The 21,548-nt window shown below is 66.3% G+C and carries 21 protein-coding genes; 10 read left to right on the forward strand and 11 right to left on the reverse strand.

Going from position 1 to position 21,548, the window contains the following annotated elements; translation table 11 throughout:
- Positions 1-116 precede the first annotated feature (116 nt).
- From L8K25_RS06205 to ribA, 4 genes are all read left to right on the forward strand, one after another.
- Positions 117-2,438, forward strand: coding sequence for a DNA translocase FtsK 4TM domain-containing protein (locus L8K25_RS06205; RefSeq protein WP_242138033.1), 2,322 nt, complete (start codon positions 117-119; stop codon positions 2,436-2,438).
- Between the two features lie 244 nt (positions 2,439-2,682).
- Entirely contained in the window at positions 2,683-3,294 is a 612-nt protein-coding gene (locus tag L8K25_RS06210; protein WP_242138034.1) for an outer membrane lipoprotein carrier protein LolA, read from the forward strand.
- 200 nt (positions 3,295-3,494) lie between these two features.
- A complete protein-coding gene (locus L8K25_RS06215) occupies positions 3,495-4,286 on the forward strand; it encodes an exodeoxyribonuclease III (protein ID WP_242138035.1) in 792 nt (263 codons plus the stop codon).
- Entirely contained in the window at positions 4,283-5,356 is a 1,074-nt protein-coding gene (ribA, locus tag L8K25_RS06220; protein WP_242138036.1) for a GTP cyclohydrolase II, read from the forward strand. The genes L8K25_RS06215 and ribA overlap by 4 nt, the downstream gene beginning before the upstream one ends.
- Positions 5,357-5,392: 36 nt before the next feature.
- Here the strand turns inward: ribA and L8K25_RS06225 are convergent, their stop codons facing one another.
- Together L8K25_RS06225 and L8K25_RS06230 are read right to left on the reverse strand one after the other, a co-directional pair.
- Positions 5,393-6,055, reverse strand: coding sequence for an HAD family phosphatase (locus L8K25_RS06225; protein WP_242138037.1), 663 nt, complete (start codon positions 6,053-6,055; stop codon positions 5,393-5,395).
- Positions 6,052-6,720 (reverse strand): YggS family pyridoxal phosphate-dependent enzyme, encoded by a 669-nt coding sequence (locus L8K25_RS06230; protein ID WP_242138038.1) that lies wholly within the window; start codon positions 6,718-6,720, stop codon positions 6,052-6,054. The genes L8K25_RS06225 and L8K25_RS06230 overlap by 4 nt, the downstream gene beginning before the upstream one ends.
- Positions 6,721-6,799: 79 nt before the next feature.
- Between L8K25_RS06230 and L8K25_RS06235 the strand changes: the two genes are divergently transcribed.
- On the forward strand, positions 6,800-7,288 hold the full coding sequence (locus L8K25_RS06235; RefSeq protein ID WP_242138039.1) for a thiamine phosphate synthase: 489 nt from the start codon (positions 6,800-6,802) through the stop codon (positions 7,286-7,288).
- Positions 7,289-7,407: 119 nt separating this feature from the next.
- Here L8K25_RS06235 and L8K25_RS06240 read toward each other — a convergent pair whose 3' ends face one another.
- A complete protein-coding gene (locus L8K25_RS06240; protein WP_242138040.1) occupies positions 7,408-8,103 on the reverse strand; it encodes a hypothetical protein in 696 nt (231 codons plus the stop codon).
- A gap of 248 nt (positions 8,104-8,351) precedes the next feature.
- Here L8K25_RS06240 and L8K25_RS06245 point away from each other — a divergent pair, with 248 nt between their 5' ends.
- The 4 genes from L8K25_RS06245 to L8K25_RS06260 are packed head-to-tail and all read left to right on the forward strand — an operon-like array spanning position 8,352 to position 13,085.
- Positions 8,352-8,801, forward strand: a complete 450-nt coding sequence (locus L8K25_RS06245; RefSeq protein ID WP_242138041.1) for a DUF3576 domain-containing protein — start codon at positions 8,352-8,354, stop codon at positions 8,799-8,801.
- Between the two features lie 13 nt (positions 8,802-8,814).
- Positions 8,815-11,538, forward strand: coding sequence for a leucine--tRNA ligase (leuS, locus tag L8K25_RS06250; protein ID WP_242138042.1), 2,724 nt, complete (start codon positions 8,815-8,817; stop codon positions 11,536-11,538).
- A complete protein-coding gene (gene lptE, locus L8K25_RS06255; protein WP_242138043.1) occupies positions 11,535-12,047 on the forward strand; it encodes an LPS assembly lipoprotein LptE in 513 nt (170 codons plus the stop codon). The genes leuS and lptE overlap by 4 nt, the downstream gene beginning before the upstream one ends.
- Positions 12,048-12,068: 21 nt before the next feature.
- Positions 12,069-13,085 (forward strand): DNA polymerase III subunit delta, encoded by a 1,017-nt coding sequence (locus tag L8K25_RS06260; protein ID WP_242138044.1) that lies wholly within the window; start codon positions 12,069-12,071, stop codon positions 13,083-13,085.
- A 28-nt stretch (positions 13,086-13,113) separates the two neighbouring features.
- On the opposite strand, the gene L8K25_RS06265 is transcribed toward L8K25_RS06260, so the two are convergent.
- The 6 genes from L8K25_RS06265 to L8K25_RS06290 are packed head-to-tail and all read right to left on the reverse strand — an operon-like array spanning position 13,114 to position 18,824.
- Positions 13,114-14,016 carry a ParB/RepB/Spo0J family partition protein gene (locus L8K25_RS06265; RefSeq protein WP_242138045.1) on the reverse strand — a complete coding sequence of 301 codons (903 nt, stop codon included), beginning with the start codon at positions 14,014-14,016 and terminating at the stop codon, positions 13,114-13,116.
- The gene (locus L8K25_RS06270; protein WP_242138046.1) at positions 14,013-14,807 is read right to left on the reverse strand and encodes a ParA family protein; all 795 of its coding nucleotides are present in this window, start codon (positions 14,805-14,807) and stop codon (positions 14,013-14,015) included. The genes L8K25_RS06265 and L8K25_RS06270 overlap by 4 nt, the downstream gene beginning before the upstream one ends.
- Positions 14,804-15,415 (reverse strand): 16S rRNA (guanine(527)-N(7))-methyltransferase RsmG, encoded by a 612-nt coding sequence (gene rsmG / locus L8K25_RS06275; RefSeq protein ID WP_242138047.1) that lies wholly within the window; start codon positions 15,413-15,415, stop codon positions 14,804-14,806. Before rsmG ends, L8K25_RS06270 begins: the two co-directional genes overlap by 4 nt.
- Positions 15,412-17,253, reverse strand: coding sequence for a tRNA uridine-5-carboxymethylaminomethyl(34) synthesis enzyme MnmG (gene mnmG, locus L8K25_RS06280; RefSeq protein WP_242138048.1), 1,842 nt, complete (start codon positions 17,251-17,253; stop codon positions 15,412-15,414). Before mnmG ends, rsmG begins: the two co-directional genes overlap by 4 nt.
- A gap of 54 nt (positions 17,254-17,307) precedes the next feature.
- On the reverse strand, positions 17,308-18,597 hold the full coding sequence (mnmE, locus tag L8K25_RS06285) for a tRNA uridine-5-carboxymethylaminomethyl(34) synthesis GTPase MnmE (RefSeq protein ID WP_242138049.1): 1,290 nt from the start codon (positions 18,595-18,597) through the stop codon (positions 17,308-17,310).
- Positions 18,598-18,599: 2 nt separating this feature from the next.
- Positions 18,600-18,824: a DUF6489 family protein gene (locus tag L8K25_RS06290; protein WP_242138050.1), complete on the reverse strand. Its 225-nt coding sequence runs from the start codon at positions 18,822-18,824 to the stop codon at positions 18,600-18,602.
- Positions 18,825-18,873: 49 nt separating this feature from the next.
- Between L8K25_RS06290 and L8K25_RS06295 the strand changes: the two genes are divergently transcribed.
- A complete protein-coding gene (locus L8K25_RS06295) occupies positions 18,874-19,353 on the forward strand; it encodes a methylated-DNA--[protein]-cysteine S-methyltransferase (RefSeq protein ID WP_242138051.1) in 480 nt (159 codons plus the stop codon).
- A 1-nt stretch (position 19,354) separates the two neighbouring features.
- On the opposite strand, the gene L8K25_RS06300 is transcribed toward L8K25_RS06295, so the two are convergent.
- Together L8K25_RS06300 and rho are read right to left on the reverse strand one after the other, a co-directional pair.
- A complete protein-coding gene (locus tag L8K25_RS06300) occupies positions 19,355-19,996 on the reverse strand; it encodes a YjbE family putative metal transport protein (protein WP_242138052.1) in 642 nt (213 codons plus the stop codon).
- Between the two features lie 126 nt (positions 19,997-20,122).
- Positions 20,123-21,379, reverse strand: a complete 1,257-nt coding sequence (rho, locus tag L8K25_RS06305; RefSeq protein ID WP_242138053.1) for a transcription termination factor Rho — start codon at positions 21,377-21,379, stop codon at positions 20,123-20,125.
- Positions 21,380-21,548 lie beyond the last annotated feature (169 nt).

Here is a 21,548-nt window from a genome sequence, read left to right on the forward strand (position 1 = left end):
GCCCGGTCTGTAAGCCTCTCGCGCGACGCTGCCAATCGCGGAAAACTTGACGCGACCGCGTGGGCGAGCGATGAATCCGAGGGCACAGACAGCGAACATCGGGAAGACATTGCATCATGGCGAGCCAAGCGCAGCCACCGCTCTGGCGTGAGACGGTCAAGGCAGGCGCCGTGCGCAGCGGCGCGCTGCTCGGCGCGTTCACGCTGCTCACGCTCGTCGTGCTGATGGTGATCGTCATCGCGAGCTATCATGCGAGCGATCCGTCGCTCAACACCGCCTCGGCAGGGCCTGCGCACAACTGGCTGGGGCGACCGGGGGCACTCGTCGCGGATGCGGCCTTCTGGATGGTCGGGCCCGCGGTGGTGATGCTGCTGCCGACGCTGTTGCTGGTCGCGCTACGCCTGTGGCGCGACGTGCCGGTCGGGCGCTGGCGGCGGATGCTGGGTGCGTCGACGCTGGGCACGATGCTTGCGGGAACGACGTTCGCGCTCGTCTCGGGGGGGGCCGTTGCCTGGCTTCCCGCGGGCTATGGGGGTGTGGTGGGGCTTGCCGTATCGGGGGTGCTGCGGCTCGCGATCGGGCTGATCGGCGATCCGGCCGCAATCCTGTGGACGACGCGCGGGATCGCCGCGGTCATTAGCATCGCCGCGCTGGTGGTGTGGGCCTATAGTTTCACGATCGACATGGCCGAGCGGACATTGCGCATCCCGCGCCTTCCCAAGCGGACCGCCGAAGCGCGACGCATGCGCGCGGACGCGATCGACGACGACGACGGCGATGCCGCCGAAGACGCCCGCCCGGCGCGCAAGGTCTCGATGCCGCGCGCGGTCGCAGCACCCGATCCGCGCCCCGGGCCGGTGATCTCTGACCGGCAGGTCGCGCAATCGCCGCCACGCCCGCGGACGCAACAGACCTCGCTCGATCTCGGCGACAACACGCAGCTCCCCCCCCTCGACCTGCTGATCCCGACTCCGCCCGCGCCGGGCGGGCAGATCGACAAGGCCGCGCTCGAACGCAATGCGCGCCTGCTCGAGACGGTGCTCGACGATTTCCACGTCAAGGGATCGATCATCAACGTGCGGCCCGGCCCGGTCGTCACGATGTACGAACTGGAACCTGCAAGCGGGATCAAGGCGAGTCGCGTGATCCAGCTCGCCGACGATATCGCGCGCAACATGTCCGCGGTGTCGGCGCGAGTCGCGACGATCCCCGGGCGGACCGTGATCGGGATCGAGCTCCCCAACGTGCGCCGCGAGATGGTGGGCCTGCACGAACTGATCGGGTCGCAGACGTTCGAGGATCAGTCGGCGTCGCTGCCGCTGGTGCTCGGCAAGAACATCGCGGGCGACCCGGTGATCGCGGATCTCGCGCCGATGCCGCATCTGCTCGTTGCGGGGACCACCGGGTCGGGCAAGTCGGTCGGGCTCAACTGCATGATCCTGTCGCTGCTGTACCGGTTGAAGCCGGACCAGTGCAAAATGATCATGATCGATCCCAAGATGCTCGAACTGAGCATGTATGACGACATCCCGCATCTGCTCTCCCCGGTCGTGACCGATCCCGCCAAGGCGGTCCGCGCGCTCAAATGGGCGGTCGAGCAAATGGAGGATCGCTATCGCCAGATGTCGTCGATGGGGGTGCGCAGTCTCGCCAGCTTCAACGAGAAGGTGAAGACCGCGAAGGCCAAGGGCCAGCCGCTCGGGCGCAAGGTGCAGTGCGGCTATTCCGAGACCGGCCAGCCGATCTACGAGGAAGAGACGCTCGATTATCAGGTGCTGCCGCAGATCGTCGTGATCGTCGACGAGCTCGCCGATCTGATGATGACCGCGGGCAAGGAAGTCGAATTCCTGATCCAGCGGCTCGCGCAAAAGGCGCGCGCGGCGGGGATTCATCTGATCATGGCGACGCAGCGGCCGTCGGTCGACGTCATCACCGGGGTGATCAAGGCGAATTTGCCGACGCGAATCAGCTTCCACGTCACCTCCAAGATCGATTCGCGCACCATCCTCGGCGAACAGGGCGCGGAGCAGCTGCTCGGCAAGGGCGACATGCTCTACATGCCCGGCGGGAAGGGGATCGTCCGCGTGCACGGTCCGTTCGTCTCGGACGACGAAGTCCGCGCGGTCGCGGATCACTGGCGCGCGCAGGGGCAGCCCGACTACATCCAGTCGGTCACCGAGGAACCCGAGGAGAGCTTCGCGCTCGACGGCGCGCCGACCGGCGAGGACAGCAAGGAAGACCAGCAATATCGCGCCGCGGTGCAGCTCGTATGCGAGAGCCAGAAGGCGTCGACCTCCTGGGTGCAACGCCAGTTGCGCGTGGGGTATAACAATGCGGCACGACTGATCGAACGGATGGAAAAGGACGGGGTGGTCAGCCGGCCCGACCATGTCGGGCGGCGCGAGGTGTTGCGCGACCGGGACGGGCATCCGGTCTGAGGGTCGTGCGGCGGTCGGTTCACGGCGTGTTAAAGCGCGCGCTGGCTTTAGGGGAAGATCGTTTCGCAAGGGGGCGCTTTGACAAGCGTGCGCTACCCCGGCGAAGGCCGGGGCCCAGGAGCGGGCGGATAGAAGCAGGTGCTGTGCGCGTTACCTTGGCCTGTCCTGCTGGGCCCCGGCCTTCGCCGGGGTAGCGCCTCTATATCAGCCGGGAGCCCCAGCCCCCGTGTCAGGAGAATCCTTCGTGTCCCTTCGTTACGCCCTTCTCGTCCCCTTCCTCGCCGCCCCCGCGATAGCCATGGCAGCGCCGTCCGCCGACCTGGCGATGGTGCAGAAGCACCTCCAGGGCGTCGAGACGATGACGGCCGCGTTCGCGCAGACCGATCGTTCGGGCAAGGTGCTGACCGGAACGCTGACCCTCAAGAAGCCCGGCAAGATCCGCTTCCAATATGAAAAGGGCGTCCCGATCCTCGTGGTTGCCGACGGCAAGTCACTGTGGTTCCTGGATTACTCGGTCGGCCAAAAGCAGCGTTGGCCGATCGGCGGGTCGCCGCTCGGCATTCTGCTCGATCCGTCGCGCGACATGAGCAAGATCGCGACCGTCGTGCCGAGCGGCAGCCCGGATCTGGTCGCGGTCGATGCGGCCGATCCCAAGCACCCGGAATATGGCCGGATCAGCCTGGTGTTCCAGCGCAACCCCGCCGCACCCAGCGGGTTGATGCTTAAGGGCTGGGTCACGCTCGATTCGCAGAACAACCGCACGACGGTCAAACTGTCGAACCAGCAATTCAACCATCCGGTCGCGGACAATGCGTTTCGCTGGAACGATCCGGTCCGCGCGACCGGGAAAAAATGAACCCATTCATATTGGCGACAGGTTCGAGCGCCTAGACGCGGACCTGCGGATGTGAAGCCTCTCGGGATTCTCCCCCTGTTGCTCGAGGGCATCACTTCCCGCCTGCGTGACGAACGCTAGGTCGGCCCTCGCTCCATGCCCCCGGAGCGGGGGCCTTTCCATGTCTGGCGCTTGACAGTTCCCACGGCTACACAATCCGGATGACGGCCCTGAAGATCGTTTCGTGGAATATCAATTCCGTGCGGTTCCGCATCGAGATCGTTGAGCGCTTCCTGCGCGAAGCCGAACCCGACATCCTGTGTCTCCAGGAGACCAAGGTGATCGACAAGGACTTCCCGACCGCGTCCTTCCGCGCGCTCGGGTACCGGCATATCGTGCTGCATGGGCAGCGGATGCACCACGGGGTCGCGATCCTGTCGCGTGTCCCGCTGGCAGCGGACGATCGTTTCGACTGGCAGGCCAATCGCGAGGCGCGGCACGTCGGTGTCCGGCTCGAGAACGGTATGCGGATCGAGAACGTCTATGTCCCCGCAGGCGGCGACGTGCCCGATCGCGAGGTGAACCCCAAGTTCGGCCAGAAGCTCGATTTCCTCGACCGGATGATCGCCTGGTCGGAAGCGCTCGACGGACCGACGCTGCTGGTCGGCGATCTCAACATCGCGCCGCTCCCGTCCGATGTGTGGGGACACAAGCAATTGCTCGGCGTGGTCAGCCATACGCCGATCGAGGTCGATGCGCTCGACCGCCTGAAGGCATCGAACAGCTGGGTCGATCTCGGGCGGCACTTCCACCCGGCCCCCGCAAGACTCCACACCTGGTGGAGCTATCGCTCGGCCGACTGGACCGTCAACGACCGCGGGCGGCGGCTCGATCATATGTGGGCGACCGCGGACGTTGCGGCCAAGGCGGTTCGGCACCATGTGTATGAGGAATGCCGCAGCTGGCTGAAACCCTCCGACCATGTGCCGATCATGACCGAATTTGCCTTGTGACCCACACGACCGGGGACGCGCACAAGACCGCGCTCGCGATCGACGCGCTGCGCCGCGGCTGGCCGATCGCGATCGCCGGGAGCGATGGCACGCTCGCGCTGTTGCCGATCGAGACCGCGGACCCGGTGCGGCTCGCGGCATTCGACCCGGCCGGGGTCGCGCCGGTGCTCCTGTCCGCCGGGCGCGCCGCGACGCTCAAGCTCGCCAACCAGCGGGACGCGGCCGAGCCCGACGCGCCGGTGCTGATCGAACGCGCCCCCTGGGTCGACTTTGCGGTGGCGACCGCGCTGTCCGACCCGCAATTTGATCTCGAAACGCCGTTCAAGGGCCCGTTTCGCGCGATCGCCCTCCCCGCGCACGACGCCGCCACGGCCGCGCTGACGCTGGCCCGGATCGGCGGGGTCCTGCCCGCCTATTTCGCGCGTGCCGACGAACAGGCCGCGCTCGTGCTGACCCCGGCCGACATCGTCGCGCACGAGGACGCGGGGCGTCTGGCGATCGCGACGCGCGCGCATCTGCCGGTCGCGGATGCCGAGGATGCCGAGATCGTGGCCTTCCGCACCCCGGAGATGCCGGGCGAGCATATCGCGCTGCTGATCGGCACGCCCGATGGCCTCCCGCCGCTCGTACGGCTGCACAGCGAATGTTTGACCGGCGACGTGCTCGGCAGCCTCAAATGCGATTGCGGCCCGCAACTCGACGGCGCGATCCGCGCGATCCGGGCGAGCGGCTGGGGAATCTTGCTGTACCTGCGCCAGGAAGGCCGCGGGATCGGCCTGATCAACAAGCTGCGCGCCTATGCGCTGCAGGACCAGGGGTTCGACACGGTGGATGCCAACACCCGGCTCGGCTTCGCGGTCGACTCCCGTAATTTCGCGGTGGCGGGGCGGATGCTCGCGTTGCTCGGGCAGACGCGGGTGCGGCTGCTGACCAACAATCCGCAGAAGGTCGCGCAACTGGAGGCCGCGGGTATCGCGGTGTCGGAACGCGTGCCGCATATCCTGCCCGCGAACCCGCACAACGAACGCTATCTCGCGACCAAGCGCGACCGGACCGGGCACCAGTTCTAGCGGAGCGCGGGAATGGGGGTGGGGTAGCGAATCGCGCTACCCGAGCAGGCGCGCCACCGCGTCAAAGTCCTCCGCAATATCGTGTACCCCGATCGCGCGAAGGCGCGCGGCATGGTCGGGCCCGCAATGCGCGCCACCGACGAATCCGATCACATGCGCTCCCGATGCAACCGCGCCGGTCGCGCCCACCGGCGAATCCTCGAGGATCGCGCAGCGCGCGATATCCACCCCGATCGCCGCGGCCGCATGCCAGTACAGGTCCGGCGCGGGCTTTCCGTTCGCGACGTGCTCCTTGCCCGAATAGACATGGTCGCCGAACGCGTCCTCGAGCCCGATATGCTCGAGATGCCGCCGGATCCACGCGGTCGAACTCGACGAAGCGATCGCCTTGGGGAGATCCGCCGGCAGCCGCTCGATGAAGCGCACCGCTCCTGCGACCGCGCCGACTCCCTCGCGCATCGCGCGCGCATCCTCGGCTGCGCGCATCGGGTAATAATCCTCGGGCAACGGCCGGTCGATCCAGCGTTCGAGCGCCCCGATGAACTGCTGCCCGGACAAGCCCATGAAATTGGCGTAGCTGTCCTCCGGCGTGGTCGGATGCCCGATCCCGGTCAGATAGTCCGCGATATGACGGTTCCCGACCGCCTCGCTCTCGATCAGCACGCCGTCGAAATCGAAGATCAACCCGGCGAAGTTCATGCGCGTGCCCCGAACAGCGCGGTGCCGACGCGGACGTGTGTCGCGCCCAGCATCACCGCAATTTCATAATCGCCCGACATCCCCATCGAGAGGCCGTCGAGCCCGTGATCGCGCGCCAGCTTGGCGAGCAGCGCGAAATACGGTGCCGCCTCGGTCTCGACCGGTGGCACCGCCATCAACCCGGCAAGCGGCAGGCCCACGTCCCGCGCCGCCGTGATGAGGTCGGGCAGCGCGGCGATCGCACAGCCCCCCTTCTGGTCCTCGTCCCCGATATTGACCTGAAGGAAGCACGCAGGCCGGCGCCCGACCTTGTCGATCGCGCGTCCAAGCGCGGTCACCAGCGACAGCCGATCGACCGAATGGATCGCGTCGAACAGCGCCACCGCATCCTCGGCCTTGTTCGATTGCAACTGGCCGACGAGATGCACCGCGGCCTCCGGATAGGCCTCGCGCAACGCGGGCCACTTGCCCTGCGTTTCCTGCACCCGGTTTTCCCCGAACACGCGGTGTCCGGCGTCGAGCAGGGGCATGATCTCCGCCGCTGTCCTGGTCTTGGAGATCGCGATCAGCGTGACGGAGTCGGGTTTGCGGTCGGCGAGCGCCGCGGCATGCGCGATGCTGGCGGTGACGGCATGGAGGCGGGCGGTGGGGTCGTCGCTGGACATTGCGCGCGCTATAGGCGGTGCGATGGCCGTTCGTCACCCCAGCCGTGCGCTTCGCCGTGCGCTTCCTGCACTTTGGCTGATGACGGACGAGCGCATCGGGCCGCAGCTATGGCGCGCGCTCGATCGATTGCCGCGTGGCAGCGGGGTGGTGCTGCGGCATCATGCGACACCGGCGACGGCGCGCGCCGCGCTGAAACGGCGAATCGCCAGAATCGCGAAGCGGCGGGGGCTGGTGCTGGTGGATGACGCATTGTCGCATGGCCAACCCGTACGGATCGGCCGGGCCCATTCGGCGCGGGAGGGACTGGCGGCGCGCCGCGCCGGGGCCGAACTGGTGTTCGTCTCGCCGGTCTATCCGACCCGAACGCATCCCGGAGCACCAACGCTGGGACCGGTCCGCGCGGCGCGGATCGCGCGCGCGATCGGCCTGCCCGCGATTGCGCTGGGCGGGATGACCGCACGACGGTTCAGGCGGTTGCGGGCCCTGGGGTTTGCCGGGTGGGCCGCGATCGACGCGCTTTCCGTGGCCCCGGCGAAGACGGGCGGCCAGGACTCGCACGAGACATAAGTCGATGTTTTCCGAGACCAAGATGCCGTGCTGAGCCGCAACGTCCGCGCACGTAACCACGGTTTCGTGTCGGACCCGACGGCTTGCGCCGGCGTGACGGTGTCGCCACGCTGCGACGATCAGAAGCGGAAGGCGGTCCCGATATAGACGGCCTGGCTGTCGCGGCGGTCTTCGGTCGGCTGCTGGGTGAGGCGATCCCGCTCGGTCTTGTAGCGCACGCCCGCCGTGACATCGAGACGGCGAGTCAGCGAATAGGAGCCGCCAACGTCGAGCGAATAGGCCGGTGCAGCCTCGATCAGGGTCGGACCATTGGGCAGCGGGCGGTCGGCCGCGGCGTTGACGCGTCCGGTAAACCGCTTGCCGGTATAGCTCACGCCGATGTCGGCCGCTTCGCGGCTGCCCGGGATGCCGGCGAGATCGACCTTCGCGACATCGCCCGAGACCGCCAGCCGCTTCCAGCCCACGGCAACGCCGAGGTTATAGGCGATAGGCGTGAGCGCGACTGTCGATGCTGGGATCGGCGAAGCACGATCCGCGCGCGCAATCACGCCGCGGGCCGAACGACCCTGGACGGCCACGGTCACGGCGCGGCTACCCTCGCGACGGGTATCGGACGGCGTGAAACGGAAGCCGCTGGTATCGAGTCCACCGCGCGCGAACATGGCGGCGAGTCGCGGATCGGCCGATGCAGGCGTAAACGATCCGAGGCCGCGCACCAGCTGAACGCTATGACGCGCAATCATGCGCGGCGCGGGGGCGTCACTGGCGCCGAGTGCCGGAGCCACGGCGATGCCGAGGGCGACGAGCGACCCCATGGCAATCCCTGACATCCAACGAGCAAACGACACTTCAGACCCCTTCACGTGTACCTGGCCGGCACTATCATGTTGCGACACGACTACCACGATTCAATTCGGTACCGCCACCATTCCGACTCATTTTCCCCTGACAGTGTCGTCAAGGACACACTGTCGAACGCGCTCGGTCCCTGCTTGCGGCAAGCGCCGGACATTCTATAGATATCGCCGAACCCCCGACACTCCGATTTGTTCAGGAACAGCCGATGATCCGCCGCCCCCGCACTGCGATTCTGCTTTCGCTCGCGCTCATCGCCCCGCTGACGCTAGGCGCGTGCGCGCATAAGGGCGCGCGCCCGCAGAATGCCGACATCGCCGCCTCCAAGGTCACGACGATCGGCGTCAACGCCTATCTGTGGCGTGCGAGCCTCGACACGCTGAGCTTCATGCCGTTGCTGCAGACCGATTCCAACGGCGGCGTGATCGTCACCGACTGGTACATCAACCCCGCCGCACCGACCGAGCGCGTCAAGGTGACCGTGACGATCCTCGACCAGGATCTGCGCGCGGACGGCCTGCGGGTCGCGTCGCTGCGCCAGGTCAACCAGGGCGGCCAGTGGGTCGCGGCCCCGGTCCAGGCGGCGACCGTGCAGAAGCTCGAAGACATCATCCTGACGCGCGCTCGCGATCTGCGCCGCGCTGCCGTTACCAAATAGGAATACCCGACCGATGGCGTCACGCTTCAATGCGCTGAAGGCGGACGCGGCTTGGCAGAAGGTGTGGGACGACCGCCGCACCTTCGCCGCGCGTGACGACAGTCCCAAGCCGCGTTCCTATGTTCTCGAGATGTTCCCCTATCCGTCGGGGAAGATCCACATGGGGCACGTCCGCAACTATACGATGGGCGACGTGCTCGCGCGCTTCCGCCGGATGCAGGGGATGGAAGTCCTCCATCCGATGGGCTGGGACGCGTTCGGGATGCCCGCCGAGAATGCGGCGATGGAAAAGGGCGTCCACCCGGGCGGCTGGACCCGCGACAATATTGCGACGATGAAGGCGCAGCTGAAGCGGCTGGGCTTCGCGCTCGACTGGACGCGTGAGCTCGCGACGTGCGAGCCGGAGTATTACGGGCACGAGCAGGCGCTGTTCCTCGAGCTGTTCCGCCATGGCCTCGTCTATCGCAAGGAAAGCTCGGTCAATTGGGATCCGGTCGACATGACCGTGCTCGCCAACGAACAGGTGATCGACGGGCGCGGCTGGCGCTCGGGCGCCTTGGTCGAGCGGCGCAAGCTGTCGCAGTGGTTCCTGAAGATCACCGATTTCGCGGACGAGCTGCTTGAGGGCCTCGGCGCGCTCGAGCATTGGCCCGACAAGGTCAAGCTGATGCAGGAGAACTGGATCGGGCGCAGCCGCGGGTTGCAGTTCCGGTTCAAGCTTTCTTCTTCTTCCCCCCTCCCGCTTGCGAGTTCGGGGGCGACAGCGCCCCGCGCTGTCGAGGATGTGCCGGGGGCACATCCGACCCCGAACTGGGCTGGGGGTGGGCTCCCGCCCTCGACAGACGCTTCCGTTGATAGCGCGAGCCCACCCCTAACCCCTCCCGCAAGCGAGAGGGGAATAGACTCCGTTGAAGTCTTTACCACCCGCCCCGACACGATGTTCGGGTCGAGTTTCGTCGCGGTCGCGGCGGACCATCCGATCGCGCAGGCGCTCGCCGAGCGTAACCCGGAGGCCGCCGAGTTCATCGCCTTGTGCAAGCGCGGCGGCACCACCGCTGCGGAAATGGACACGCAGGAGAAGCTTGGGTTCGACACCGGGCTCACCGCACAGCATCCGTTCGATGCCGGCCTTCAGCTGCCCGTCTACATCGCCAACTTCGTTCTGATGGAATATGGCACCGGCGCGGTGTTCGGCGTCCCCGCGCACGACCAGCGCGATCTCGATTTCGCACGGAAGTACAATCTGCCGGTCCGCCGCGTCGTCTCCGACGGCGACGTCACCGATCCGTTGTTCACCGGGAACACTGCGTACACTGGCCCCGGCACGCTGGTGAATTCGCACTTCCTCGACGGCATGGACATCGAGGACGCCAAGCGAGAAGTCATCACCCGCGCCGAGGACGGTGGCTGGGGCACCGGATCGACCGTGTTCCGCCTGCGCGACTGGGGCGTCAGCCGCCAGCGCTATTGGGGCACGCCGATCCCGATCATCCATTGCGACGCGTGCGGCGCGGTGCCGGTCCCCGCGGATCAGCTCCCGGTCGTGCTGCCCGAGGACGTCAGCTTCGACATCCCCGGCAACCCGCTTGACCGGCATCCGACGTGGAAGAACGTCCCCTGCCCGTCCTGCGGCGGTGCGGCGCGGCGCGAGACCGACACGCTCGATACGTTCGTCGATTCCTCCTGGTATTTCATTCGCTTCGCCAGCCAGCCCAAGGACAAGCCGTTCGACCGCGCGGTCGCCGAGCAATGGCTGCCGGTCGCGCAATATATCGGCGGCGTGGAACATGCGATCCTTCACTTGCTCTACGCGCGCTTCTGGACGCGCGCGCTGCGGCATATCGGGATGCTCGACGTGGCGGAGCCGTTCGCGGGGCTGTTCACGCAAGGCATGGTCACGCACGAGACCTATAGCCGCCCGGTAACCGAACTCGGCACCGACGGCACCGACACGATCACCAAGCCGCTCTGGCTGTCGCTCGACGATATCGAAAAGCGTGGCGACGGCTATGTCGAGCGCGCGACCGGCGAGGCGGTCACGGTCGGCCGCATCGAGAAGATGTCGAAGTCGAAGAAGAACACCGTCGACCCGACCGGGATCGTCGACCAATATGGCGCCGACGCGACGCGCTGGTTCATGCTCTCCGACTCCCCGCCCGAGCGTGACCTGCCGTGGAGCGAAAGCGGGATCGAAGGCTCGTGGCGCTTCATCCAGCGCGTCTGGCGGCTGTTCGACGGTGAGAAGAGCGGCCAGACCGGCACCGTCGACGCCCCGCTCGACCGCAAGCTCCACCAGACGATCGCGGGCATCGCGGTCGATGTCGAGGCGCTCGCGTTCAACAAGGCGGTCGCCAAGCTGTTCGAGCTCGTCAACGCAATCGAACGCGCCGTGCCCTCAGCATCGCGCGACACCGCGATCGCGACGCTGATGCGGCTCGTCGCCCCGATGGCGCCGCATCTTGCCGAGGAAGCCTGGGCCGCCGCGGGCAACGACGGTTTGATCGCAGACGCGCCTTGGCCCGAGGTCAACGCGGCGTTGCTGGACGAGGACGAGGTCACCATCGCCATCCAGATCAATGGCAAGCTACGCGACACGCTCGTCATGCCAAAGGGTACGCCTCGCGAAGCGGTCGAGGCTGCCGCGCTCGCTTCGGACAAGATCGTCCGCATCCTCGAAGGCAAACCGCCGCGAAAGGTGATCGTCGTGCCCGACCGTCTCGTGAACCTCGTCGCATGAGGCGGCTGGTCGCCCCTGCCCTGATGTCCGGCATGGCACTCGCTGTGTCGGGATGCGGGCTGCATCCGCTCTACTCGGGCGGGAGCGCGGGGACCGTCGCGACGACGCTCGCACAGGTCGATGTCGGCCCGATCGAGGGCAAGGCTGGCTGGCTGATGGGCAATGCTTTGCGCGATCGGCTCCATGCCGGCCAGGGCGTCACGGCGCGCTACCGGCTCGAGATCAAGCTCGACGACAAGATCATCGGTCTCGGCATCCGCCGCGACGACAGCATCTCGCGCGAACGCCGGACGCTGCGCGCGCGGTATCAGTTGATCGATCTGACCAACGGGTCGGTTCTGCTCGATGCCGCAGCCGGGTCCGATGCCGGGATCGACGCCGTAAAGTCCGAATATGCCACCATTGCCGCCGAAAACAGTGCGCTGGAACGGCTTTCCGACATCGTCGCCGACCAGATCGTCACCCGCGTCGCCACCTATGTCAGCCGCTCCAATCAACCGGCACGTTGACGCGGCCGGGGGGCCGCCCGCATGAAAGCCAACGTCAACCAGCTGACGCGCGCGATCGACGCGGTCAGCCCCGACGTGCGATTGTATGTCCTCTACGGCCCAGATGAGGCCGGTGCGCGCGATATTGCCAATCGCCTCGCCCGCGCGCTTGGCCCCGATGCCGAACGCGTCGATCTGGAACCGGGGCAACTCAAGGCCAACCCCGGACTGCTGGCCGACGAAGCGGCCTCGCTGTCGCTGTTCGGGACCGCCCGGCACATCCGCATCGCCAGTGCGGGGGAGGAAAGCGTCGCCGCCTGTACACTGTTGCTCGCCGCCGAGCGCAGCGGGAACCCGGTCGTGGTGATCGCTCCCGGCGCCAAGGCGTCCTCCGGCCTCGTCAAGCTGGCGACCGCCGACCCGCGCTCGATGGTCTGCGCCTTCTACGTTCCCGATGCCGGCGAGGCGGACAAGCTCGCCACCAGCATAGCGCGTGAACAGGGTCTGCGCACGACCGGATCGACCGCCGCGCGCATCGCCGCGGCGGCGGGCGGCGATCGCGCGGTGATGAGCCGCGAGCTCGAAAAGATCGCGCTGTTCCTCGATGCGGCGCCCGAACGCCCGCGCGAGCTCGACGATGCCGCGCTCGATGCGATCGGCGCGGATCTCGGCGATGCCGAAATGTCGCGTGCGATCGAGGCGGCCATCGATGGTGGTCCCGACCGTCTGGCGGACGAACTCGCCAGGCTCGGCGTGGCCGGCAGCTCGCCGATTCCGCTGCTGCGCCAACTGGTCCGCCGGTTGATGACGCTGGCCGAGCTGCGGGCCGAAATCGACGGTGGCGCCAACGCCAACACGATCATGGAACGGGTCTTCTTCCGCGAGCGCGCCGCGACGACACGCGCCCTGCGGATCTGGTCCGCGCCTGCGATCAGCGGAGCGATCGACCGGGTTCGTCGCGCCGAACGCGCCACCATGGCGCCCAACAATGCCGGCGGCGTGCTCGCCGATCACGCCATCGTCGCGGTAGCGCGGCTGGCAGCACGGCAAGCCGGCTAGGCACGCGCCATAACGGCAGCGCGCCGAGCTAGATCCGCTCGCCCGTAAGCCGCTGGCATACCATGTCGAGCTGATCGAGCGTGGAATAGCTCAACGTCAGCGTCCCGCCCTTCGCACCATAGTGAACCTTGACCGCAAGCCCGAGCAGATCGCCCAATTGATGCTCGAGTGCCGCAAGGTCCGGGTCGCGGCCATGGCTCCCTTCGCTGGGGTTGCGCTGCGCGGGCTTGGCTGCGCGGACCAGCTTCTCCGTATCGCGTACCGACAGCCCGCGGTCGACGATCCTGTCCGCCAGCGCCTCGACGTCAGGCGCACCGATCAGCGCCCGGGCATGCCCCATGGTCAGCGACCCATGAAGCACGCGCTCCTGCACCTGGCGTGGCAATTCCAGCAACCGCAACAGATTGGCGACATGACTCCGCGATTTGTGGACGAGCTTGCCGAGCGCTTCCTGCGTATGACCGAAATCCTCGATCAGCCGCTGATACGCCTCCGCCTCTTCGATCGCGTTGAGATCCTGCCGCTGGATGTTCTCGACCAGCGCGACTTCGAGCGTTTGCGTATCGTCGAAATCGCGAACGATCACGGGGACTTCGTGGAGCCGAGCGCGCTGGGCCGCACGCCAGCGCCGTTCGCCGGCAACGATCTGGTAGCCGGTGCCGTGCGGACGCACCACGATCGGCTGGATCAACCCGCGCTGCGCGATCGACTGCGCGAGCTCTTCGAGCGCGCCTTCGTCAAAGTGGCGCCGTGGCTGTCCTGGATGCGGCGTCAGCGATCCGACCGGAAGCGATCGAATGCCAGGCGACGCACCGGCCTGAGGACCACCGACCGGCTCCTCGCGGGCAAGGTCGCCCATCAGGGCGTTCAGCCCCCTGCCGAGGCCGGAGCGGGGTTTTGGACGAGCTAAAGGGGTGGTGGCGTCGGTCATGCGGCTCTGGCTGGCTGGGGGGCTAAGGTCGTCGGCAGGCGCGCGATCATTTCACGCGCCAGGGCGATATACGCTTCCGACCCAAGGCACCTGTGGTCGTAGATGAGTGCCGGAAGCCCGTGGCTCGGCGCCTCGGACAAGCGGACGTTGCGTGGGATCACCGTATCGAACACCACACGACCCAACACGGCCCGCACGTCGTTCGCAACCTGCTCGGTCAGTCGGTTGCGGCGGTCATACATGGTCAATGCCACGCCCATGATCGACAGGCCGGGATTGAAGCGCTCACGGATCCGTTCGACCGTATTGAGCAACTGGCTCAGGCCCTCGAGCGCAAAGAACTCGCATTGCAGTGGCACGAGCAGCGCGTTCGACGCCACCATCGCGTTCAGGGTCAACAGGCCGAGCGACGGCGGGCAATCGATCAGCACGACGTCCCAGCGATGGTCCGATCGGGCCAGCGCTCGCGACAGGCGGTGCGTGCGCTCCTCATATTCGACCAGCTCGATCTCGGCACCAGACAGGTCGACCGTGGCAGGAACGATATCGAGCGATGGCACACACGTAGGCACGGCCGCGGCTTCGATCGTCACTTCCCCCAACAGGATATCGTAGGTCGAATGCAGGCGATCCGCGCGGCTGATCCCAAGACCGGTGGAGGCATTACCCTGCGGATCGAGATCGAGCAGCAGCACACGCAGGCCCGTAGCGGCAAGCGCGGTTCCCAGATTGATCGCTGTCGTGGTCTTGCCCACGCCGCCTTTTTGATTCGCGACCGCAATGACGTTCATCGACGTGTCACCCCTGATGCGAGTATGATCATCGACGCCGGGTCGGTGATGCTATGTTCCACGTGAAACACACCATGCCATGCCCGCTTGGCGCTGGCCACCTCTTCCATCGCCGATTTCCCTTTTGGCAGGATCCAGCGCGTCTCTGGGGTCGCCGTATGCGCGCTCCAGGCAAATAGATTGTCCAGCGACGCAACCGCGCGCGCGGTGATCACGTCGGCAATGACCGTTACGGACTCCACGCGCGAGCAATGAACGTCCACGCGTTCCGATACCGCCAGCGCCGCCCCCAGTTCGGCGAGGAACGTGGCCCGACGACGGCGTGGCTCGACCAGACTGATATGATGCGCGCCCAGCAACGCGAGAACCATTCCGGGAAAGCCCGCGCCGCTCCCGATGTCGAGCCACTGCCCCGCATCCGGGGCGTGCTGTAGCAACTGGGCGGAGTCGACGATGTGACGATTCCAGATGTGATCGATCGTGGAAGGCGCAATCAGATTTTGCCGAACCGCCTCGAACCGGACATGATCGACCAGAACACCGAGACGATCGACCGCAGCAACACCATGGCGATCCGCGATCCAGGCCTTTGCCTCATCCTCGGTCATGCGGCGCGCCGGCGCACATGTAACAAGATGGCGGTCAGCGCTGCCGGGGTGATGCCGCGTATCCGGCCAGCCGCGCCCAGGGTCAGCGGGCGTGCCGTGTCCAACCGCTCGATCATTTCGGTCGACAACCCCGCAATCGTACCGAACGCCACGTCAGGCGGCAGAAGGATCGTGTCGTTCGCACGCAGCGCCCGAACCTCGTCTTCCTGTCGGGCGACATAGGGTGCGTAGCGCGCATCCTCCGCACCCTCGCTGCACACGTCGTGATCCATCGTCGTCACCAGGTCCGGAGCAACCATCTCGAACGTCACGCCCGCGACCCGCAACCATTCGGCACCCGGGCGCGGATGCGGATCTGGTTCGATCGGCGCGCCGCGTGCGCGCAAGGTTGCGCGGGATACGGGATGTTCCAACGCTGCGGCGACCTGCCCCAGCATCGCTGTTCGCCGCGCCAGCCGGGCGCGACGGTCCAGACCTAGGCAGCCGAGCTGTTCCGCGATCGGCGAAAGTCGCGTCTCGGCGTTATCCGCACGGAGACGCAGGCGGAACTCTGCCCGAGCGGTCAGCATGCGATAGGGCTCGGTGATGCCTTGCAGTACGAGGTCATCGATCATCACCCCCAGGTAGCTGGACGCGCGGTCGAGCACCAAGGTATCGGCGCCGAGCGCCCGCGCCGCGGCGTTGATCCCGGCAATCAACCCCTGCCCCGCAGCTTCCTCGTAACCGGTAGTCCCGTTGACCTGGCCACAGCAAAACAGGCCCGGCATCGCCCGCACTTCCAGCGTGGGCGCCAGCGCGCGTGGATCGATATGGTCATATTCCACTGCATAGCCAGGTGCCAGGATTCGGGCCCGCTCGAGCCCGGGGATCGACGCGATCATCGCATGCTGGACATCCACCGGGAGCGACGTGGAAATCCCGTTCGGATAGATGGTGTGATCGTCGAGACCTTCCGGTTCGAGGAAGATCTGGTGGCCGTCGCGATCGCCGAACCGATGGATCTTGTCCTCGATCGACGGGCAATAGCGTGGTCCTTGGCCCGCAATATCGCCCCCGAAAAGCGGCGAACGATCCAACCCGGCGCGGATCGCGTCGTGCGTCGCCGGAGTCGTACGGGTGATCGCACAATGTACCTGTGGCAGCATCCGGGCCACGGTCGACGGGGACATGGTCCAGGGATCCTCGTCGCTTGGCTGTTGCGCGAGCATCGCCCAATCGACCGTTCGTCCATCGAGCCGTGGCGGCGTTCCGGTCTTGAGCCGCGCCATCGGCAGGTCCGCCGCATAGAGCTGCGCCGCCAGCGCGGATGCCGCAGCCTCGCCCAGTCGTCCACCGACGCTCCGCTCCTCGCCACAAAACATCCGGGCGCCGAGGAACGTGCCGGTCGCAAGGATCACCGCCTGCGACCGCAGCATCCGGCCATCCGCAAGGGCCACGCCCGTGACGATCCCTTCGTCGATAATGAGGGCAGACACCTCACCCGCAACGATATCGAGGTTGGGCTGCTCCTGCAGCATATCCTGGATGGCAGCTGCATAACGCTTGCGATCAGCCTGAACCCGCGGCCCCTGGACCGCTGCGCCCTTGCTGCGATTGAGCATCCGATAGTGGATACCGGCACGATCCGTTGCGCGCGCGATCAGGCCATCGAACGCGTCGACCTCACGGACGAGATGCCCCTTCCCCAATCCACCGATCGCGGGGTTGCAGGACATGGCACCGATTTTGTCCGGATCGAAGCTGATCAGCGCGGTTTGCGCGCCGCGACGGGCCGACGCGGCAGCCGCCTCGGTGCCGGCGTGACCGCCGCCGACGACGATGACATCGAACTGTTCCATGCGGATACCGCTAGGTCGCTACGCTGACCCTGTCAAAACGTTCCACGTGGAACATCATTTTCCGATGCAGAATCTCGCGAAGATCGAGCCGAGAACATGCTCGATGCCGCTCCGTCCAGCCACCGCATCGAGCGTGCGCAAAGCGCCGCGAAGCTCTTCCGCTACGACGAGCATATCGTGATGATGCAGGGCGGCGTGCAGATAGGCGACGCATTGCGCGAGCAATCCGCGTTGCCGACTGTTGACGGTAAGCGCGTCTTCCTGTGGAAGTAGTCGCCTGGCCCGGGCATCGATCTGGTCCCACAGCGCGGCGATGCCACGGCCATCCTTTGCGGCAACGGCCGTCCTGCCGGTCGGCGGTGTTTCCCGTCCCACCACATCGGCACGCGCGTGCACGGCAAGAAAAGAATCGTCGATCGGTGCGGTATCGTCGAGCCAGAGCACGATGTCGGCGCCGGCCATCGCGGAGCGCGCGCGGTCGATCCCGATCTGCTCGATCTCGTCACCGGGCTGGTCCGTCAGACCGGCGGTGTCGGTCAGGACATAGGCAACCCCGCTCCGAACTACCGTCGCCTCGATGCGATCGCGGGTCGTCCCCGAAATGGCCGATACGATGGCAACGTCGCGTCCGGTCAGCGCGTTCAGCAGCGTCGACTTCCCGCTGTTGGGCGGTCCGGCGATCACCACCCGAATGCCATCGTGAAGCCGCTCGACCGGCGGTTCGCCGAGCAGACGATCGATCGCTTGTGCGACGTTCGCAATCTTTGCGGTGACAGCTGCGATTGGCTGCTCGCTGACATCGTCCTCGTCCGAAAAGTCGAGCGCCGCCTCGATCTCCGCCGCGACCGCGACAAGTTGATCGGTCCAGCGATCGAGTTCGGCGCGCAGCCCGCCCTCCGCTACGCGCAGCGCCGCCTTGCGCTGGGTCTCGGTCTGCGCCGCCAAGAGATCCCCCAGCCCTTCTGCCTCGGTCAGGTCGATCCGGCCGTTGGCGAGCGCCCGCCGCGTAAACTCGCCCGCCTCCGCCAGCCGGGTTTCGGGGACCAGGCCGATCGCAGCCTCGACCGCTGCTATCACCGCTCGTCCGCCATGGATGTGAAACTCGACCAGATCCTCGCCGGTCGCGGTCGCAGGTCCCGGGAAGAACAGAACGACCGCCCGATCGAGCAGCGTACCCGTCGCTGGATGGCGCAACGCGCGCAGCGACGCACGGCGCGCTTCCGGCACGGACCCTGCCAGCCTCTCCACCACTCGGCGCGCCACGGCGCCACTGACGCGGACAATCGCGATCGCCGCTGGCGCAGCGCCGCTGGAGGTCGCGTAGATGGTGTCGCGGTGCGGCATGCTTACTTCTTCGCAGTGTCGAACATCTGCCGCCACATTGCCATGCCGGCGTCCCCCATCGGCATCCAGCTGCGCATCACCGTTTCCATCATCTCGGGCGCGACCGATCCGTCCATCGAATTGGTAAGCATCGCCAGATACTTTTCATGCACCGGCGCCATGTCGGGCAGTCCCATGAAGCGGCGTGCTTCTTCCGGCGTGCAATCGACTTCGACGTTGATTTTCATCGCGGCTTCTCCCCTTGAGCGGGCGGGCGCCGCGCTGCATGATGCCGCCATGTATGCGCGCGATAAGGCCAGGATCGCAACGCCTGTCGGCACCGTCACGGTGTGGGGCGACCACGTTGCCGTGGCATCGATCACGATCGATGCTGCCGACCTCCCGCTGAATGGCGGATCGGCGCGTGCGGTTCGCGCCGCCGCCGTGCAGCTCGAGGAATGGTTTGGCGGCACGCGCCGAGACTTCGATCTGCCGCTCCTTCCCGCCGTCTCGCCCCGCGGAGAGGCGCTTCGCGCGGCAATGTGCGCCATCCCTTACGGCGAGGCCTGGAGCTATGGACGGTTGGCCGCCGCTGCCGGATCCAGCGCCCGGGCCATCGGGCAGGCATGCGCGCGCAACCCTTATCCGATCGTCGTCCCCTGCCACCGCGTCACGAACGCCGACGGCACGCTCGGTGCCTATTCCGCCGGCGCCGGCAGTCACACCAAGGCATGGCTACTGGACTTCGAAGCGCGGGATCGACGCGGCCTTCTATAGCCTATTTGCGGGGCAACAGCGTCAGGATGCCGACATTGTGATCGATGATCCCATCGTAAATCATCCGCCCGGCAACGAACAGGATGACAAGCAGGCCGACATAGGCGATCCAGCGGTGCTTGCCGATGATCCGTGCGATGTAATTGGCCGCAACCGCCATCAACGTCACCGACAGGGCCAACCCGAAGAACAATACCGACGGATGGTCCCGCGCAGCACCGGCAACCGCCAGGACGTTGTCCAGGCTTAGCGACAGATTGGTGATGGCGACCTGAACCGCCGCCTGGGCGAACGTCTTCTGCGCCTTGGGCGCCAGCCCTGCGGTAGCGTCAAGCGCGGGCACATTGTGCGACCGGATCTCGCTGAAGAGTTTCCATGCGACCCACAGCAGCAGGATCCCGCCGGCCAGGAGCAAACCAACGACATGCAGCAATTGCGTCGCAATCAGCGCGAAACCGATCAGGCAGACGAGGGCCATGATGACCCCCAAGCCAAGGACCTGCTTGCGCTGCTTCGCCGGGAGGCCTGCCGCGAGGGTGCCGAGGACCATCGCGTTGTCGCCGGAGAAGATCAGGTCGATCAGGATCACCTGGCCCAGCGTGGCTAGCCCCGCGGCGGTGAAGACATCGGCTATATCGAACATGGTCCTACCCCCGCACGGCAATGGCCGGGATCGGGCTTCACCCCCATCCCGGCCATTTCAAACCGCGTTACTCTGCACAAACCCGATCACCGCGCTTCCGCGCCAGACCTTGCACCGTCAGTTTGACTACTGGTTCATGCTTTCGAAGAAGTCTTCGTTGGTCTTCGAATTCTTCATCTTGTCGAGCAGGAACTCCATCGAGTCGATCGTGCCCATCTGCATCAGGATGCGGCGCAGCACCCACATCTTCGACAGCTTGCTCTGATCGACCAGCAGCTCTTCCTTGCGCGTGCCCGACTTGCCGACGTCGAGCGCCGGGAAGATGCGCTTGTCCGCAACCTTGCGGTCGAGCACGATTTCCGAGTTACCCGTGCCCTTGAATTCCTCGAAGATCACTTCGTCCATGCGGCTGCCGGTATCGATCAGCGCGGTCGCGATGATCGAAAGCGAACCGCCTTCCTCGATGTTGCGCGCGGCACCGAAGAAGCGCTTCGGGCGCTGCAAGGCGTTCGCGTCGACACCGCCGGTCAGCACCTTGCCCGACGACGGCACCACGGTGTTGTAGGCGCGGCCGAGACGCGTGATCGAGTCGAGCAGGATCACGACGTCCTTCTTGTGCTCGACCAGGCGCTTGGCCTTTTCGATTACCATTTCGGCGACCTGGACGTGGCGCGTCGCGGGTTCGTCGAAGGTCGAGCTGACCACCTCGCCCTTGACCGAGCGCTGCATGTCGGTGACTTCCTCGGGGCGCTCGTCGATCAGCAGGACGATCAGGAACACCTCGGGGTGGTTGTCGGTGATCGCCTTGGCGATGTTCTGGAGCATCACCGTCTTGCCGACGCGCGGGGGCGCGACGATCAGCGTGCGCTGGCCCTTGCCCTGTGGCGAGATGATGTCGATGACGCGCGCCGACTTGTCCTTGACGGTCGGGTCGGACGGATCGAGCGTGAGCTTCTCTTCCGGATACAGCGGCGTCAGATTGTCGAAATTGACGCGGTGGCGGACCGCATCGGGATCGTCGAAATTGACAGCGGTCAGTTTCACCAGCGCGAAATAACGTTCGCCATCCTTCGGTCCGCGGATCTCGCCCTCGACCGTGTCACCGGTGCGCAGGCCGAACTTGCGGACCTGGTTGGGCGAAATGTAGATGTCGTCGGGGCCCGCGAGATAGTTCGCCTCGGGGCTGCGGAGGAAGCCGAAGCCGTCGGGCAGCACTTCGATCGTGCCGAGCCCCATGATCTGCTCGCCCTGCTCGGCCTGGACCTTGAGGATCGCGAACATGAGGTCCTGCTTGCGCAGCGTCGACGCGCTCTCGATCCCGAGCTCCTCGGCCATCGCGACCAGCTCGGCCGGTTTCTTGTTCTTGAGATCTTTAAGATGCATTTCGGGCGTCCGGGGCATGAAGATGCGGAGGAGGAGCTTCGGTCGGCGAAGGGTACGCGACGATGCTTGAGGAAGGATAAGGCAGCCGAACGGCGCAAGGCCGTCGCACTACAATACCGGCCTCAGATACGACGCGCGCCTGAACGCGTCAAGGCGTGGCGTACCGGGA

The sequence above is a fragment of the Sphingomonas sp. TREG-RG-20F-R18-01 genome (genome assembly GCF_022662475.1).
Taxonomy (GTDB): Bacteria; Pseudomonadota; Alphaproteobacteria; order Sphingomonadales; family Sphingomonadaceae; genus Sphingomonas.

Bases quoted from the DNA above. Each gene is read 5' to 3' on its own strand.
- L8K25_RS06205 (WP_242138033.1), top strand. From the start codon at position 117: ATGGCGAGCCAAGCGCAGCCACCGCTCTGGCGTGAGACGGTCAAGGCA.
- L8K25_RS06215 (WP_242138035.1), top strand. From the start codon at position 3,495: ATGACGGCCCTGAAGATCGTTTCGTGGAATATCAATTCCGTGCGGTTC.
- L8K25_RS06225 (WP_242138037.1), bottom strand. From the start codon at position 6,055: ATGAACTTCGCCGGGTTGATCTTCGATTTCGACGGCGTGCTGATCGAG.
- L8K25_RS06230 (WP_242138038.1), bottom strand. From the start codon at position 6,720: ATGTCCAGCGACGACCCCACCGCCCGCCTCCATGCCGTCACCGCCAGC.
- L8K25_RS06235 (WP_242138039.1), top strand. From the start codon at position 6,800: ATGACGGACGAGCGCATCGGGCCGCAGCTATGGCGCGCGCTCGATCGA.
- L8K25_RS06240 (WP_242138040.1), bottom strand. From the start codon at position 8,103: ATGGGGTCGCTCGTCGCCCTCGGCATCGCCGTGGCTCCGGCACTCGGC.
- L8K25_RS06245 (WP_242138041.1), top strand. From the start codon at position 8,352: ATGATCCGCCGCCCCCGCACTGCGATTCTGCTTTCGCTCGCGCTCATC.
- leuS (WP_242138042.1), top strand. From the start codon at position 8,815: ATGGCGTCACGCTTCAATGCGCTGAAGGCGGACGCGGCTTGGCAGAAG.
- lptE (WP_242138043.1), top strand. From the start codon at position 11,535: ATGAGGCGGCTGGTCGCCCCTGCCCTGATGTCCGGCATGGCACTCGCT.
- L8K25_RS06260 (WP_242138044.1), top strand. From the start codon at position 12,069: ATGAAAGCCAACGTCAACCAGCTGACGCGCGCGATCGACGCGGTCAGC.
- L8K25_RS06265 (WP_242138045.1), bottom strand. From the start codon at position 14,016: ATGACCGACGCCACCACCCCTTTAGCTCGTCCAAAACCCCGCTCCGGC.
- L8K25_RS06270 (WP_242138046.1), bottom strand. From the start codon at position 14,807: ATGAACGTCATTGCGGTCGCGAATCAAAAAGGCGGCGTGGGCAAGACC.
- rsmG (WP_242138047.1), bottom strand. From the start codon at position 15,415: ATGACCGAGGATGAGGCAAAGGCCTGGATCGCGGATCGCCATGGTGTT.
- mnmG (WP_242138048.1), bottom strand. From the start codon at position 17,253: ATGGAACAGTTCGATGTCATCGTCGTCGGCGGCGGTCACGCCGGCACC.
- mnmE (WP_242138049.1), bottom strand. From the start codon at position 18,597: ATGCCGCACCGCGACACCATCTACGCGACCTCCAGCGGCGCTGCGCCA.
- L8K25_RS06290 (WP_242138050.1), bottom strand. From the start codon at position 18,824: ATGAAAATCAACGTCGAAGTCGATTGCACGCCGGAAGAAGCACGCCGC.
- L8K25_RS06295 (WP_242138051.1), top strand. From the start codon at position 18,874: ATGTATGCGCGCGATAAGGCCAGGATCGCAACGCCTGTCGGCACCGTC.
- L8K25_RS06300 (WP_242138052.1), bottom strand. From the start codon at position 19,996: ATGTTCGATATAGCCGATGTCTTCACCGCCGCGGGGCTAGCCACGCTG.
- rho (WP_242138053.1), bottom strand. From the start codon at position 21,379: ATGCATCTTAAAGATCTCAAGAACAAGAAACCGGCCGAGCTGGTCGCG.